The organism is Streptomyces sp. 8L (assembly GCF_020176795.1).
GTDB lineage: Bacteria > Actinomycetota > Actinomycetes > Streptomycetales > Streptomycetaceae > Streptomyces.
Genome location: NZ_JAIUKE010000170.1, coordinates 9,519 through 25,103, shown reverse-complemented (window position 1 = coordinate 25,103; position 15,585 = coordinate 9,519). Strand labels below are relative to the sequence as shown.

Genomic DNA, 15,585 nt, shown 5'->3' with positions numbered 1-15,585 from the left:
CCGCCCCCCCCGCCCCCCCCCCCGCCCCGGAAGCGGCACCCGCCGCACCGGCAGCGCCGCCCGCGGTCGCGCCGCTCCCCGAGGTCGACGGAGACCTCTCCCGCCTGCCGCAGTGGGCCCAGCGCGTCATCACAGAGAGCCAGACCGCGGCCCGGACCGCCGCCGTTCAGTCGGCGATCTACCACGGCGCGAGCGCGGCCGGAGCGGACGCCGCCGCACTGCTCGACTCCCGCTCGTTCATGGCGTCACTCGATGCCGTCGACCCGTCCGACTCCACCGCCATCACCGCAGCGATCACCGCCGCCGTAACCACGAATCCGCGACTCGCCGTCGCCCCCGTGCCCACCGGACCGGCCCGCGCCGGCGCCGAGTTCGCCGGACCACCGGCCCAGGGCGAGAAGCGTGCCGCAACCCTTCAGGACGCCATCGCCGCCAAGCTCGGCGGCTGACACAGACAGGAGCCCCACCCATGGCCGTCACTCTGGCCGAGGCAGCCAACAACGCGACCGACGACGTCGACGTTCAGGTGATCGACGAGTTCCGCAAGGAGTCGACCATCCTCGACGCCTTGCAGTTCGACGACGTCGTGAACCCCGCCGGCGGAGGCGCCACGCTCACGTACGGCTACCGCCGTCTCATCACCCAGCCGACCGCCGATTTCCGCGCGCTCAACAGCGAGTACGCGCCGTCGAACGTCAGCACTCAGAAGTACTCCGTTGACCTCGCGGTCCTCGGCGGTAGCTTCCAGGTCGACCGCGTGATTGCGAAGATCGGGCCCGCCGCGTCGGGCGCCGTCACGCTGAACATGCAGCAGAAGATCAAGGCCGCCCAGACCCGGTTTCAGGACGAGGTGATCAACGGGGACGTGTCGGACGCCGGCGACGAGGAGGGATTCGACGGCCTCGACAAGGCGCTCAAGGGGAGCTCCACCGAGTTCCGCGCCGACCAGGTCACGGACTGGTCCGACTTCGACAGCGACACCCGCGCCGAACACAAGGCGCTCGACGCGATCGACGAGTTCCTGTCGCTGCTCGACGGCACGCCGACGCTCATCCTCGGCAACGGCAAGGCGCTCGCGCGCGTCCGCGCTGCGGCCCGCCGGGCGAACATGTACAACCAGCCGCCCGTAGACGGCCTGGTCGGCGCGAACGGCCGCCCGATCACCCGCGAGATGTACGGCAACATCCTCTTCGCCGACCCGGGCGCCAATGCCGGCACGAACGACCCGATCATCCCCATCACCAACCGGACGGTGGGAGCGGCCGAAGAGACTGGACTCACCGACCTGTACGCGGTGCGGATGGGCCTCGACGGGTTCCACGCCGTGTCGACCGTCGGCGGACAGATCGTCTCTCAGTGGCTCCCGGACTTCACCACGTCCGGCGCCGTCAAGACCGGTGAGGTCGAGATGGGGCCCGTCGCGGTCGTCCTCAAGGCGACCCGCGCCGCCGCGGTGCTGCGGAACATCAAGGTCATCTGATGACCGCGCCGCGGGCGCGGCGAGCCGTTCGGGGGTGAGTGTGCGCGTCTACGCCACCCCCGAACAGCTCGCCGCGTGGCTCGGCAAGCCGGCCCCGGCGGACGCCGACCGGCTGCTCGCGCGAGCGAGCGAGGACATCGACGACGCGCTGTTGACCGCCGTCTACCGGACCGACGCCGCGGGCATGCCCGTCAGCCCGCGCGTACGGGCCGCGCTGACGGCCGCGGTATGTGCGCAGGTCGAGTACCAGCTCGCCGGCGGAGACGACGGTACCGGCGCGGCCGGCAAGTGGGACTCCGTGAGCATCGGCCCCGTGTCCATGTCCGGCCGCCAGCAGGGCGCCGGCGACGCGTCCGACGTAGACCTCGCCCCGCGCGCGCACCGCGCGTTGAAGCGGGCCGAGTTGCTGCCGGGGGTGATCTGGTGAATGTGCCCGGGTGGCTGCTGCCGCACCGGATCACCGTCGAGGCGTACGCCGGCGACAGCGCGTACGGGCCGACCTACCGGGCCCCGGTCGCCGGCGTTCCCGCCATGGTCGCCGCGACCGTGCGCACCGTGCGGGACCCGCAGGGACGCGAGGTCACCGCCACCGCGCAGATCATCACCGCGCCGGACCTCGACTGTCCGGCGGAGTCCCGCATCACGCTGCCCGACGGACGCACCACGCGCGCGCTCACGGTGTCGCCGCACACCGCGCCGGGCCTGCCCGTCCCCCAGTCCACGGAGGTGATGTGCGAATGACGCAGCGCTACCGCCTACGACTCCACACGGGCGCCGTACTTGCGCAGCTGCGGGCCGCGGAAACGCTCGGCCTACGGCTCGCCGCCGAGCACGTCCTACAGGTGGCCAACGAGCGGGTACCGATCGAAGAGGGCACCCTCGAACGCTCCGGCACTGCCACCGTCGACGAGTCCTCGCTCACGGCCGCGGTCGCCTACGACACCCCGTACGCGGTCCGCCAGCACGAGGACATGACCGCCCGGCACGACCCCGGCCGCCGCGCGAAGTACCTCGAATCCGCGGTCACCGACGAGTCCAACACCGCCGCCGAGATCATCGCCGCACAGGTCCGGAGGTCGCTTCGTGGCTGACACCCTCGACGGCATCGCCCGATGGCTGCACGCCGCCGGCATGGCGACGTACGACCCGACCGGCACGACCGGCGACCTCTACATCGAGGCCATGCCCCCGAGGCCGGACGCGGCAATCTCCCTCACGTTGTACGACGGAGCGGCCCCGGACTCCCGCGACGACACCGACACTCCGCGGCTGCAAATCCGCGTCCGCGGCGGCCCCGACCCGCGCACATCCCGCCGCCGCTGTACGGCCCTGTATCGAGCTCTGCACGGGCTCGCCGGCGTACGGCTCGACGACGGGACGTGGCTGGTCCTCGCGACCGCCCGCGCCACCCCTGCCCCGATGGGGCCCGACAGCAACGGCCGACACGAGCACGTCGTGAACCTCGACCTCCAGCTCGCCGGCGACAACGACACCCAGGAAGGAACCGCCGATGAGCGGCACCAGCAGGCCGATTGACGCCCGCGGCTGGATCTTCGAGGTCCAGGACCAGAGCGCCACCGAGAAGACGTTCTTGCCCGTCATGGGCCTCACCACGTTCACCCACGCCCCCGGCGAGAACGAAGAGACCGCGGACATCACCGCCTTCGAGGACGAAGGCCAGTACAACCAGGACGTCATGCAGCGCGGCGCGACGCTCACGATCGAGGGTCAGTACCGCATCGACAAGACCACGGGCGAGCAGGACCCCGGGCAGGCGTACATCGATCAGAACTGGTCGGCACGACTCGGCATCGACTCGCACAACACGATCAGGTGGCGCCACAAGTCACAGACGACATGGGCCGTGTGGGACGCCACGGTGACACCGGGCGAGCAGGGGGGCGGCACGAACGACAAGACGTCGTGGTCGGCGACCATCACCAAGTGCGGCGCCGCGACGACCGCCGAGGTCACCCCGACCGGCACGCAGGGCGCGGCCCTGACGAGCAACGTCGCCGCCCTCTCGCCGAAGCAGGCCGCCGCATGAGCGACGAGACCCAGCTCGACGAGGACGCCCCCGCGCTCGCCCTCCAGGCCGCAGACTTCGACGCGTTTTTCGCCGAGGAGTCCGAGACCCGGCCCCGTGCCCGGGTCAGCCTCTACGGCACCGAATATGTGCTTCCCGAGTCGCTGCCGCTGATGTTCACGCTCCAGATGCAACGCGTGCAGCACTCCAGCGACCCCGACGACGTGCGCAAGATGCTGGCGATCCTCTACGGGGCCGACGTCCTCGACCTGTGGGCCGAGCGCGGCATGACCGACCGGCAACTCGGCATCGTGCTCATCTACTCCGCAGCCAACATCCGCCGGCCCGGCAGCGTCTCGATGGAGCGCGCCGCCGAGATGTACGAGCAGCAGGAAGCGGGAAAAGCGCCAGCACCGGCGAACAGGGCGGCGCGCCGGGCGACGAAGAAGCCCGCGAAGAAGAAGACCGCGAGTTCTGGCTCGCGGTCCTGACGCACTGGGCCGCGGTCGAGGGCGACCTCGCCCGCGTCTACGGCACGCCCGCGGCTGAGCTCGCCGCCCTCTCGACGCGCCGGTTCCTCGTTCTCGTGTCGGGCCTCGACAGCGAGGCACGTTTCGCCCGCGCCTGGTCGCGTACGCCTCGCACCGTCACCGATCCCGCCGAGATCGCCGCCATCACCGGCATACCTCCGCACTGAACCAACCGACGGGGGGTGACGCCGTGTCCCTCACCGTCGGCGAACTGATGGCGACGGTCGCCATCGACGACAGCGAGGCCGAGTCGGGTCTCAACCGCGTTGAAGGCGCGGTACGGTCCGCCGGCGACGCGATCGCCGGGGAGGCCGAGCAGAGCGGGCAGCGCGCGGGGCACGCCCTCGGCGACGGCATCGGCGACGGGGCCGAGGAGGGCGGCGCCGAGGCGCCCAAGGCTCTCGGGAAGCTGCTCGAAACGTTCGGGTGGGCCGCCGTCGGTGCCGGTATCGGCGCGGCCCTGATGACCGGCGTCACGGGTGCGATCGAGCAAGAGGCCGGAAACGACCTGCTCGCCGCGCAGCTCGGCGCCAGCAAGAGCCAGGCCGCAGCGCTCGGCAAAGCCGCCGGCGACCTGTACGCCAAGGGCTACACAGACAGCGTCGACGAAGCGAACGAAGCGCTTAAGGGCCTGTGGCAACAGGGCCTTGTGCCGGCCGACGCCACGTCGAGACAGATCGCCAGCATCGGCGGACGCCTGACGCAGGTATCGAAGATCCTCGGCGAGGACGTCGGGCCGACCTCCATCGCGGTCGGCCAGATGATCAAAACGGGGATGGCGAAGAACGCAAATGATGCACTCGACATTCTCGTCAGGGGCTCGCAACTCGGCGCGAATAAGGCCGAGGATTTGCTCGACACGTTCAACGAGTACCCGGTCGCATTCAAGAATCTTGGCCTTGACGGCAAGGCCGCTATGGGCCTTATTCAGCAGGGCCTACAGGGCGGCGCGCGAGACTCCGACCAGGTCGCCGACGCTCTCAAGGAATTCTCTCTCGCCGCCGGACAGGGCGGGGCCGCAGTCGAGCAGGTATTCGACAGCATCGGCCTGAGCGGAAAGCAGATCACGAAGGACGTCGCCGCGGGCGGCGACAGCGCGAAGCAAGCACTCGGCAAGGTTCTTACCGCGCTGGAAGCAATGCCCGCCTCGACGAAGCGCGCGAGCGCCGTGCAACAGCTTTTCGGCGGCCCCGGCGAGGATTTGGGAGCCGCGCTTTTCTCCCTGAACGTCGACAAGGCCGCAAGCTCGCTCGGCAAGGTTTCCGGCGCGGCGAAAGCGGCCGGCGACACGATGCGCGACAACGCGTCGACCGAGCTCACGCAGTTCACACGTTCCCTGCAACAGGGCCTGGTGACCGTCCTCGGCGGCGCCGTGGTGCCCGCTCTCGTCACCGCCGGCGGGTGGCTGGACAAGTTCGGCCAAGCCATGGCCAGTGCCGCAGGGTTCGTCAGCGAGCACGGAACGGCGTTCAGCGTCGCCGCCGGCATCATCACCCTGGTCATGCTGCCCAGCCTGATCGCGCTGGGGACGACCGCCGCCACGACCACGGCGGAAGTCGTCACCGGGTGGATCACGCAAGGCACGGCCGCCGCGACCAGCGCAGCCGAGACCGTCGCAGCGAACGCCGCCATCGTCGCCGGCTGGATCGCCCAGGGCGCCGCCGCAGTCGCGCAGGGCGCGCGAGTCGTAGCGACGTGGGTCCTGATGGGGGCGCAGAGCCTCGCCCAGGGCGCCCGCATGGCCGCGGCCTGGCTGCTCGCCATGGGGCCGATCCCGCTCATCATCGCCGCGGTCGTCGCGCTCGTCGCGCTGATCGTCGCCAACTGGGACACGATCTCTGCCAAGACAGCCCAGGTCTGGGATTGGGTCTGGTCGAAGATTGAGGCCATCGGGAAATTCATCCTCGATTTTTTCCTGAAATGGACCGTAGTCGGAATCGTCATCTCACATTGGGATGAGATATGGACCAAAACCAAATCTGTCTGGAATTCCATAGTAAATTGGGTCGAGGGCATCCCTGGCATGCTGCTGGGATTCTTCTTGAAATGGGCCATCGTCGGAATTGTGATCTCCCATTGGGACCAGATCAAGACAGGGACCGTCAAGAAAGCGACCGATCTCATCAACTGGGTGCGGGGACTCCCGGGGCGCATCACATCGGCGCTCGGAAGCCTGAACAACCTTCTCCATAGCAAGGGAATGGACATCGTTCGAGGCTTGCTCAACGGCGTTAAGTCCATGGGTAGTTACCTCAAAAATCAGTTGATGTCCTTCGCCCGGAACATGATCCCAGGCCCCATCGCAAAGGCGCTCGGCATCGGCTCGCCCTCCAAGGTCATGGCGCGCGAGGTGGGCCGCTGGATTCCCGCCGGCGTCGTCAAGGGCGTGCTCTCCGGTAAGGAACAGCTGCGAAAGACCATGTCGAATCTCGTCACCGCGCCGGACGTGCCCGCGTTCGGGCCGCTGCCGGGGCAAGCCGGGTTCGCCATGGCCGGCGGGGGCGCGACCGTGCACATCGAGCATTGGCACGCCGCCGAGAACGGCAGTCCAGAGGACAACGCCCAGGCGCTCAACTGGCTTTCCAAGGCGAGGGGGTGACCGTGGCCGCCGGAGACAGGGTCACCCGCCCCGGGCACGTCCAGTACGGGGACTTCCTCATGGGCCCCGGCACCCCGTACCGGTGGCAGTCCCTCACCGGGTGGGAAGACCTGCCCGGCCTCGACTCCGGGACGGTGCTGCGCGCCGACGCGCACGGCGCCTTCCCGGGGCAACTGCTCGCCCAGACACGAACCGTCGTCCTCGACGGCCTGATCATCCGGGCACGGCGGGATTCGATCGGCGCCGCGATCGCCGCCGTGAGCACGGCGACCGTCCCGGTCGACGACGAGCTACCGCTCGTCGCGTGGCTCGACGAACGCGGTCCGCTGCTCGTACGGGCCCGCGCGACCCGCCGCGCGATCCCCGTCGGCAGGGGATACCGGGCCGGCACCATCACGGGCGGCGCGATCCAGTGGGAAGCCACCGACCCGCGCCGCTACGAGATGGTCGAGCGCACCGCCGCCGGCGGCCTCCCCGTGGCCGAGCCGGGCCTCGCCTGGCCCCTCGCCTGGCCGCTCAGCTTCGGCACGCCGGGCAGCACGGGCGCACTGACCGCGGCGAACGACGGCAACGCGCCGACGCACCCCGTGATCGAGTTCCGCGGGCCCGTCGCGCGCCCGTCCCTGACGAACGTGTCCAGCGGCGACGTCCTCGAATACGACCTCCCGCTCACCGCCCGCGACGTCCTGACCGTGGACACCAGCGCCGGGACCGTCGTCCTGAACGGGACCGCTTCGCGGATCTACACCGCGACCGCCCGCAGCGTGCCGGAGCAGACGTTCACGTTCCCGCCCGGCCCAACACCGCTGATCTTCCGCGCTGCCCCCGGCAGCAGCGACCCGAGCTCGTCCGCCACCGTGCGGTACCGCTCGGCCTATTGGTAAGGAGACCCCACCGTGAGCGTGCGCTCGGCCTGGCTACTGCCCGGCGGCACCGATTCACCGGGCCAGACGCGGGAAGACACCCGCCTCGCGCCACTGGGCACGATGGCTCCCGAGTCCGAGATCCGTACCCGCGCCGGCGTGATCGCCGGCGGCGACCCGTTCGCGGCGACCGGAGCGGGCGCCATGGACCTACAGATAGGCGTCGGCCGCGCGGTCGTCCAGGGCACCGACGCGCAAGGCGCCTACCCGATCACCCTCGACGCCCCCCAGGTACTCACCTTCGGCGACGGCGACGCCCAGTTCGCCCGCACCGACACCGTGTGTATTCACGTGTATGACGCCCTGTTCGACACGAGCGGACAGACCCTCGCCGCGGTCGAAATCATCGTCGGCGAAGCGACCGAAACCGCCGACGCCCCCCTCGTACCGCCCGGGTTCCTGGCCCTGTGGGACGTGAAGATCTCCGCCGGGGCGTCCGCCGGCGTGGGCGGGATCGACTGGACCTCTGCACTGACCGACCGGCGCGTCTACACGGCCGCTTACGGGGGGATCATCCCGCGCGGCTCCAGTACGGACGTCGGCGCCTACGACGGGCAGTACCGCGACATGGCCGGCGTTCTGGAGCGCTGGAACGCGGATGTCGGTGACTGGGAGACCTACCGGGCCCCGCTGCTCGTCGAGAACGTGACCGCAGGATTCACCATCGCGAGCGGCTACACCCTCACGACCTACGACGCAAGCCGCTTCGGCGGCGCGCATGGCATCGGCACCGTAGTGCTACAGGTCCAGCGAAAGGCGCAACTCGACGCGGGCACCGGCGGGAACATCGCCGACGAAGCGATCGGCACCGTTCCCCCAGGGTGGCGCCCGTGGCGCGACATGGAACTCGCCGTGTCCGACGGGTTCGGCGGCGGCACCGCACGGCTCAGCACGACCGGCGCGCTCACGCTGCGGACGTGGTCGACCGGGGGCTCACTCATTCCGGACCGCACCTTGCGGTTCACCAGCACGTACGCGCTCGCATGACTGCGGTAGCCCGGCCGTACCGGCTGCTGTTCTGCGACGTGCGTAGTGACCAGTTGCTCGACGCGCTGCCTGTTCAGGGCCTGTCCCTCGACGACTACATCGGCAAGACCGGCTCTCTCTCCGCAACCGTGCCGATCCCCAACCGCGCCATCGCCGACCGGGCCCGCCGCGCCATCCTGCCAGGCCGTACCGGCGTGTGGGTCCAGCGCGGGCGCGACATCTGGTGGGGCGGAATCATCTGGACACTCAGCCTCGCCAGCGACGCGCGCGGCATGCTCGGCGCGCAGATCCAAGCCGGCGGATGGGAGTCCTACCTCTACCGGCGCCAGCTCCTCGACGGCCTCACCGCCGCCCAGGTCGACCAACTCGACATTGCCCGCGGCCTGGTCGACTACGTGCAGAACACGCCGGGCGGAGACATCGGCATCACCTACGACACCGACGTTTCGGGCATACCCCGCGACCGCACGTACTCCCGCTACGACATGGCATGGGTCGGCGACCTGCTCGACGACCTCGCCGCCGTCGAGGACGGGTTCGAGTGGCGCATCGCGAGCTTCCGCGACAGCGACGGCCGCCGCGTCAAGCGGCTGCAACTCGGCTCCCCCATCATCCGGACCGGCGCCTCCGAGGTCGTCCTCGACCACCCGGGCCCGATCCTGTCGTACACGTGGCCCGTCGACGCGACGAAGAAGGCCAACGCGTGGCAGTCCCGCGGCGCGTCCATCAACGCCAACCTTGCCGCGGACTCTGTTCCGCTCATGTCGCCGGTACTGGTCGACGAGGAAGACCTCGCGGCCGGCTGGCCGCGCCTCGACGGCAGCAGCGACTACAGCACCGTTGAGGAACAGGCCACCCTCGACGCACACGCCCGCGCGGACTGGGCCGCGGCCCGCCGCCCGGTCGCCATACCGGAGATCACCGTACGACTCGGCGACAACGTCACCCCGGCCCTACTCGGCACCACTGTGCGCGTCCGCATCCGCGACCTGTGGCATCCCGACGTCCTCGACGAACGCTTTCGAGTCGTCGGCCTGTCCATCACGCCCCCGGAGCGCGGGCGCCCCGAAACCGCCACGTTGTACTTGGAGGTACCGCAGTGACGTACGTGCCCGAGGACCTGCTCGACCGCATATGCGCCCTCGAACGGCAGGTACGGCAGCTCACGGGACGCGCCGCGATCCGCCCGGCTCTTACGCAGGTACTCGCCGGCGACGTCGTGATCGGCGAGGGCGGACAACTCATTGCCCAGACTCCGACCGGGACCCGAACATTCGTCGTCGGCCAGACCCCCGAAGGTGACTGGGGTGTCGGCCTCGCCCGCGAGAACGGCGCCCCTGCCCTCACCGTCGGCTACGACGTCGAGACCGGCGGACAGATGGTTCGGACACACAGCCGCTCCGGAACTGTGATCGCGATGGACGACGGTTTCGCCGACGGATACCTCGGCCGCCCGTGGGTCCCCATCCCCTGCTCGCCGTTCATGTCCATCACCAACGACGACGACACCCCGTTGCACTCGGGCTACCTGCTCACGCAACACAAGGTGCTGTTGGTGAATCTGCAACTCACCGGCCCCGCCGGCACCGCCGCGCAGGTCTACATGCGGCTCGGCCAAAACCAGGTAGGGCCCACATGGACCCTGTCGAGCTCGGCGACCACCGCCGAGGTGAACGAACGCGTCCCACTTCCCGCCAACGACTTCCCGTGGGGCACGGGAACGTCCGTCGTCATGTGGGCCCGCCGAACGTCCGGCACCGGCACGTGCGCCCTGCGCGTACGTGGCCTGTGGGGCGTCAACACCGTGACCGAAGACGAAGCCAACTAGGAGCTGCGTTGCTGCCCGACGACATCCCCACCGTGACCGTCACCGGTCGCTACCTCTCCCCGGACGGAAAGGCCCTGTCCGGGCAAATCGTGTGGCGCGCCCCCGCGCTGCTCACCTTCCCCGACTCCGACGTCATGGTGTCCGGTGCCGTGACCGCGCCCCTCGACGCCAACGGCGCGTTCGTGGTGGCTTTGCCGGCCACCGACGCCCCCGACATGGACCCTTCCGGCTGGTCGTACACGGTCGCCGAACAGCTCACGGGTGTACCGACGAACCGCGTGTACCAGGTACTCCTACCGTCCGATCACCCCGTCGTCGATCTCGCCGACCTCGCCCCCACCGACCCCAGCACGCCGAATTACGTGGCCGTTGACGGCAAGAGCGCCTATCAGCTCGCCATCGAGGCCGGGTTCGTCGGCACGGTCGAGCAGTGGCTCGCCTCGCTCGTCGGACCGGCCGGCGCCACCGGCGAGCAAGGCCCGCGGGGGGCTGCCGGCGCCACGGGCGAGCAGGGCCCGCAGGGCGAGGCCGGCGCGCAGGGCGCCCCGGGTGTCGTGCAGTCCGTCAACGGCCAGTCGGCCGCCGAGGTAGTCCTCGCTGCCGAGGACGTTCACGCCGTGCCATACACCGCGCCGGGGGCAGCCGGCGGAGTCGCCCAGCTCGACAGCGGCGGGAAACTGCCTGTCGAGCAGCTGCCCGACCTCGACGCCGGCGACATCGGGGCCATCCCGATTACCGCGGCCGGAGTCGCCGGGGGAGTCGCCCAGCTCGACGACAGCGGCAAGGTCCCGACCGCCCAGCTACCGGACACCTCCGGTGGCGGTACGGTCGCATCCGTCAATGGGCAGACCGGCGCGGTCGTCCTCGACGCCGGCGACGTCGGCGCCCTCGACGCTACGGCCAAGGGAGCAGCGTCCGGGGTCGCCCCGCTCGACGCGTCCAGCGACGTGCCGCTCGCCAACCTCCCGGACGTGGCGATCCCCTCCGAGTTCGCCCCGGCCGACCTCGGGTTGAAGGCATGGGCATACGACCCGGTGGTGTCCATGTCGACCGTGGCGTTCACCGGTAACGGGTCGCTGCGCTTCACCGCGTTCGTGGTCCGCCAGACCATCAGCGTCTCGAAGATCGCCCTACACATCGGCGGGTACGCCGGCACCATGAACACCGGATCGTGGGCGGCCATCTACACGGCGGCCGGCGCCCGCAAGGCCACGACCGCCGACCTCGCCGGCACGGCCGTGATCCCGGGAGTGCACAACGCCGGCGGCGCGACCGTCGGCGTTCCCCTGACCGCGTCCGTCAGCCTCGCCCCCGGCGTCTACTACGTGGCCTACGTCTTCCGCTACAGCGCGTCGGACGGGCCCGAACTTCTCGCCCTCGACAACGCCGCCGGCGCCCCGCCGAACGTGTTCGGCCTGAACAGCGTGAAGCGCTTCGGCGTCTACACCGCCACCGTCCCGACGACCGCGCCGACCAGCATCGCGCCCGCGTCGATCGACAACGGCGCCAACCGCTTCTGGGCCGGCGTCGCCTGATCTTCCTTCCATCCCACCCCGTACGCACCGCGCAACGGGGTCACAGCCATGCCCAAGGAGAGCCCCAACATGACCCGCACCATGTACGACGCTGTCACTCCGTCGCGCATCCCCGCCGGCGCGACCCTCGTCGCCGGCTACGTCGACGGCAGTTTCGCGAACGTCGACGAGATGCGAAAGCGGTTCCCGAAGGCGACCGTCGTCACGATCGCAGTCACCTCCCACACCCGCGCTCAGGTGCTCGACGTCGAGCCGGGCGACGCCTCCCCGCAGACGGCCGTCACCTGGTGCACGAACACCATGGCGGACACGCCGAACAGCGAGCTGACGATCTACTGCAACGCCTCGACCGTCGGCGCGGTGAAGTCCGCGTTCCGGGCCGCGGGTGTGTCCCTGCCGAACTTCTGGGTCGCGGACTGGGACGGCAGCACCGCCATTCCCGCCGGCGCGGTCGCCAAGCAGCACACCAGCACGCCCGGGTACGACGTGAGCTCGGTCGTGTCCCACTGGCCGGGTGTCGACGGCAAGGCACCGGCCAAGCCCACGCCGCCGAAGAAGCCGACGACCGCGAAGCCGAAGACCTACAAGGTCAAGGCCGGCGACTCCCTCTCGCAGATCGCCAAGGACCACGGGATGACCCTCGCCGCGATCGAGGCCGCCAACCCTCAGATTCACAACCCGAACGTCATCCACCCGGGCGACGTCGTCAACGTCAAGTGAGGTCAGCACCCATGTTCTCTGTGCCCGCACGCCACACCATCCGCACCGCGATACAGGCCGCGGTCGGCCTCGCCGCGGGCCTCCCGCTCATCGTGCAGGCCGCCGGTATCGAGCACGTCGCCGGCGTCGCTACCGTCCTCGCCGTGTCAGCCGGGTTCGCCCGCGTGATGGCCCTGCCCGTCGTCGAGCAGCTGCTCGACCGCGTCGGCCTCGGCCTCACCGATGCGGAGGTCACTGGCAAGTGAGTGACGCGACGACCGGCGTCGCATCGATCGATGCCGCGGCAGTCTGGTGCGGCGCCGTCGTCGCCCTGTCCGGCGGGGCGGCCCTGCTGTGGCGCATCGGCCGCGCAGCGCGCCGCCTCGCTCACCGCATCGACGACTTCGCCGACGACTGGCAAGGTACTGAGTCCCGTCCGGGCGTGCCCGGCCGGTCCGGCGTGATGGCGCGGCTCGACGCGATCGAGCGGCAGGGGGCGACCACCGCCGCGCGAGTCGAGCGCATCGAGCACGAACTACACCCGAACAGCGGGTCGAGCCTCCGGGACGCCCTCGACCGTGTCGAGCAGCATTTCGCCGACCCTGAGTGACGAGGACGCCCCGCCCCGCCCCCGTGCATGACGGGGGCGAGGCGGGGCGCCTTTTTCGTTGTGCGCCCCCTTCGGGCCCCGTTTGCGCTCAACCCTCGGTACCGTCTGAGACAGGACTACCAAGGGACGGAGTGACGATGTTGGAGGAAGCCGAGGAGATCGGCAGCCGTGTACGACGTGCGCGGCTCCGTCTCGGAATGCCACAGGCAGACCTCGCCCTCGCCCTGGGAAAGTCTCAGGGATGGGTCTCGAAGATGGAGAGCGGCCGGATCGAACTCGACCGCGTCGGCCTGCTGAACCAGGTTGCCGCCGAGCTGCACGTACACCCGAACGACCTGATCGGCCGGCCGTACAATAGTTCGCCGGACGAGAACCAATGGCAGGTTGCCGCGTCTTCCATCCTGCGCGAGCTGCGCCGATACGACCTCGCCCCCGTGTTCGATGGCACCCCGCGGCTGACGGGCCAACTGTGGCAGGAGACAACCCGTCTTCACCGCCTACGCGACGCCGCCGCGAACGTAGCGATCATGCAGGTACTTCCCGACCTGCTGCGCGAAACCCGCGCACTCGCCGAAGTCTCCACCGGCCATGAACGCGAAGAAGCTTTCGCCATCTACGCCGTGTGCTGCAAATTCGCGCACACAGCCGGGCACGCCCTCGGGCACCCCGAACTGATCGCCATGGCATGCGAACGAGCCGCCTGGTCAGCTCGTCTGTCCGGCGACTCTGTCATGCCCGCCGTGGCCGACTGGATGCGCGTATGGGACATGTGGGCAACCGCCGATTGGTCAGACGCCATCGCCCTCTCCGACCGAGCCATTCAAAGCGTTCAGGAGCAGTACGACCAGGGCGACCCCCTCGCCGTGCGTGCGTGGGGATCGCTCCAACTCCGGGCAGCCGTCTCCGCAGCACGAGCCGGACACAGCGCGGAAGCCGAGGACCGCATTCAACACGCCCAGTCCGCCGCTGCCCGGTTGGGCGCCGGGCCGCCGATCTACGACCGACACTCCCTCACGTTCTCGCCCGGCAACGTGCAGATTCATGCGATCAGCGTTGCACTGGAGATGCACCAGCAGCGCAAGGCACTGGCGATAAACCGGCGCACATCCCGAAGCCTCGTCGCCACGCTCCCCAACTCCCGTCAGGGACACCATCACATGGACCTCGCGCGCGCATGGCTCTGGGACGGGAACCGCGACAAGGCGGTGAAGGAACTGGAAACGGCCGAGCGCATCGCGCCCCAGCTCATCCGCAACCACCCCATCGCGCGGTCAACCCTGCGCAGCATCGTCTACGCCGAACGAGCAGCCACCCGCGAGAAGCTACGCCGCATGTCAGACCGCTTTCACCTCGACGGATGACAGCCATATTCCTCCGGTTCATATTCGACCTGTAGCACCCCCCTAGCTTCGGCGCATGGCCGAACATACCTCGAAGCAACTCCCCGCTCCCGGCGCCGGGTTAAGCGCAGCCACCACGTTCCGACCGCGGCTCGGCGACCTCGCCCTCGACCTTGCCAAGAGCGGGCAAGTGGGCGTTGTCGTCGAGGTGCCGGGCGAAAGTGTGAAGTCATATCACCTGCGTCTGCCCGGTGGCGGGGGCGATTGGCGCGCGAGAGCAGACGGGACCACCCTGCGCCCGGTCATGGTGCCGGTCACGCACGTCACGCCGCAGAAACGGGACGTGCTCTACGACCACCGGGCGGAGCAAGCCGCCCTACCCATCACGATCCACCACAAGGACGGCGGCACGTCCGAGTCGGTGCTCATCCTCACGCCCGCGCAAGTCGAGCTGTACCGCATGCAGCTCGAAAGGCTCATCGCACGCAGGGAAGAGGAGCGGAGGCGCACGCCGTGAACGCGGCTCTCTTGTCGTACCCGCCCACCAGTAGCGCGGGGATGCCGGGCCGCTCGATCATCGCGTATCGCTGCGAGTCCACCGCCAACAACCTGGCCGAGACGTGCGAGGTCATCCTCGGCCACTACCGCGCGACCTCGCCGCGCCTTGCCGCCAGGTGGCTGAGGACCGAAGCCGACCGCCTCGCCCGTCGGCTTGCCCCTCAACCGTCGGCCGACTGCGTACGCGACGCGCCGATGTTCCCCGTCGCCGCAGAGTGCCCGCGCCCCGACGAGGAATTGATCGCGTGGCCGCATCACAGCTTCGAGCGGGCCCTGCGCATCTTGCCGCCGGCAACCCGTACATCTTCACCGTCACGGACTATGACGCCCGTTACGCGATTTGCGCGTACCCCTTGCGCGTGCGCCGGGCGCCGCAGCTCCCCGCCGGGGCCCCGGGGGGGGGCCCCCCCCCCCCCCCCGGGGGGGGGCCCCCCCGCCCCCCCGGGGGGCCCGCCCCCCGCCCCCGGGGC

At 69.9% G+C, this 15,585-nt stretch carries 18 protein-coding genes and 1 pseudogene; all 19 read left to right on the top strand.

Annotation, left to right across the window (positions count from 1 at the left end):
* Nucleotides 1-449: pseudogene (locus LCE31_RS16105) on the top strand (hypothetical protein); the annotation flags it as partial.
* Between the two features lie 20 nt (nt 450-469).
* Nucleotides 470-1,480, top strand: a complete 1,011-nt coding sequence (locus LCE31_RS16100; protein WP_225014951.1) for a major capsid protein — start codon at nt 470-472, stop codon at nt 1,478-1,480.
* 34 nt (nt 1,481-1,514) lie between these two features.
* Nucleotides 1,515-1,907, top strand: coding sequence for a hypothetical protein (locus LCE31_RS16095; RefSeq protein WP_225014950.1), 393 nt, complete (start codon nt 1,515-1,517; stop codon nt 1,905-1,907).
* Nucleotides 1,904-2,221 (top strand): hypothetical protein, encoded by a 318-nt coding sequence (locus LCE31_RS16090; RefSeq protein WP_225014949.1) that lies wholly within the window; start codon nt 1,904-1,906, stop codon nt 2,219-2,221. Before LCE31_RS16095 ends, LCE31_RS16090 begins: the two co-directional genes overlap by 4 nt.
* The gene (locus LCE31_RS16085; RefSeq protein WP_225014948.1) at nt 2,218-2,571 is read left to right on the top strand and encodes a minor capsid protein; all 354 of its coding nucleotides are present in this window, start codon (nt 2,218-2,220) and stop codon (nt 2,569-2,571) included. The genes LCE31_RS16090 and LCE31_RS16085 overlap by 4 nt, the downstream gene beginning before the upstream one ends.
* The gene (locus tag LCE31_RS16080) at nt 2,564-3,016 is read left to right on the top strand and encodes a minor capsid protein (RefSeq protein WP_225014947.1); all 453 of its coding nucleotides are present in this window, start codon (nt 2,564-2,566) and stop codon (nt 3,014-3,016) included. The genes LCE31_RS16085 and LCE31_RS16080 overlap by 8 nt, the downstream gene beginning before the upstream one ends.
* Nucleotides 2,991-3,527: a phage tail tube protein gene (locus tag LCE31_RS16075; protein ID WP_225014946.1), complete on the top strand. Its 537-nt coding sequence runs from the start codon at nt 2,991-2,993 to the stop codon at nt 3,525-3,527. Before LCE31_RS16080 ends, LCE31_RS16075 begins: the two co-directional genes overlap by 26 nt.
* Nucleotides 3,524-3,997: a hypothetical protein gene (locus LCE31_RS16070; protein ID WP_225014945.1), complete on the top strand. Its 474-nt coding sequence runs from the start codon at nt 3,524-3,526 to the stop codon at nt 3,995-3,997. Before LCE31_RS16075 ends, LCE31_RS16070 begins: the two co-directional genes overlap by 4 nt.
* 229 nt (nt 3,998-4,226) lie before the next feature.
* A complete protein-coding gene (locus LCE31_RS16065) occupies nt 4,227-6,635 on the top strand; it encodes a phage tail tape measure protein (RefSeq protein WP_225014944.1) in 2,409 nt (802 codons plus the stop codon).
* A 2-nt stretch (nt 6,636-6,637) separates the two neighbouring features.
* Nucleotides 6,638-7,519: a phage tail family protein gene (locus LCE31_RS16060; RefSeq protein ID WP_225014943.1), complete on the top strand. Its 882-nt coding sequence runs from the start codon at nt 6,638-6,640 to the stop codon at nt 7,517-7,519.
* 12 nt (nt 7,520-7,531) lie between these two features.
* On the top strand, nt 7,532-8,545 hold the full coding sequence (locus tag LCE31_RS16055) for a hypothetical protein (protein ID WP_225014942.1): 1,014 nt from the start codon (nt 7,532-7,534) through the stop codon (nt 8,543-8,545).
* Nucleotides 8,542-9,648, top strand: a complete 1,107-nt coding sequence (locus LCE31_RS16050) for a hypothetical protein (protein WP_225014941.1) — start codon at nt 8,542-8,544, stop codon at nt 9,646-9,648. Before LCE31_RS16055 ends, LCE31_RS16050 begins: the two co-directional genes overlap by 4 nt.
* Nucleotides 9,645-10,373: a hypothetical protein gene (locus tag LCE31_RS16045; RefSeq protein ID WP_225014940.1), complete on the top strand. Its 729-nt coding sequence runs from the start codon at nt 9,645-9,647 to the stop codon at nt 10,371-10,373. Before LCE31_RS16050 ends, LCE31_RS16045 begins: the two co-directional genes overlap by 4 nt.
* Nucleotides 10,374-10,381: 8 nt before the next feature.
* Nucleotides 10,382-11,908, top strand: a complete 1,527-nt coding sequence (locus LCE31_RS16040; protein ID WP_225014939.1) for a collagen-like protein — start codon at nt 10,382-10,384, stop codon at nt 11,906-11,908.
* Nucleotides 11,909-11,977: 69 nt separating this feature from the next.
* Nucleotides 11,978-12,628 carry a LysM peptidoglycan-binding domain-containing protein gene (locus tag LCE31_RS16035; RefSeq protein WP_225014938.1) on the top strand — a complete coding sequence of 217 codons (651 nt, stop codon included), beginning with the start codon at nt 11,978-11,980 and terminating at the stop codon, nt 12,626-12,628.
* Between the two features lie 11 nt (nt 12,629-12,639).
* Nucleotides 12,640-12,873, top strand: a complete 234-nt coding sequence (locus tag LCE31_RS16030; RefSeq protein ID WP_225014937.1) for a hypothetical protein — start codon at nt 12,640-12,642, stop codon at nt 12,871-12,873.
* The gene (locus tag LCE31_RS16025) at nt 12,870-13,217 is read left to right on the top strand and encodes a hypothetical protein (RefSeq protein ID WP_225014936.1); all 348 of its coding nucleotides are present in this window, start codon (nt 12,870-12,872) and stop codon (nt 13,215-13,217) included. The genes LCE31_RS16030 and LCE31_RS16025 overlap by 4 nt, the downstream gene beginning before the upstream one ends.
* A 137-nt stretch (nt 13,218-13,354) precedes the next feature.
* Nucleotides 13,355-14,578 (top strand): helix-turn-helix domain-containing protein, encoded by a 1,224-nt coding sequence (locus LCE31_RS16020; protein ID WP_225014935.1) that lies wholly within the window; start codon nt 13,355-13,357, stop codon nt 14,576-14,578.
* A gap of 55 nt (nt 14,579-14,633) precedes the next feature.
* Nucleotides 14,634-15,074 (top strand): hypothetical protein, encoded by a 441-nt coding sequence (locus LCE31_RS16015; protein ID WP_225014934.1) that lies wholly within the window; start codon nt 14,634-14,636, stop codon nt 15,072-15,074.
* Nucleotides 15,075-15,585: the final 511 nt, after the last annotated feature.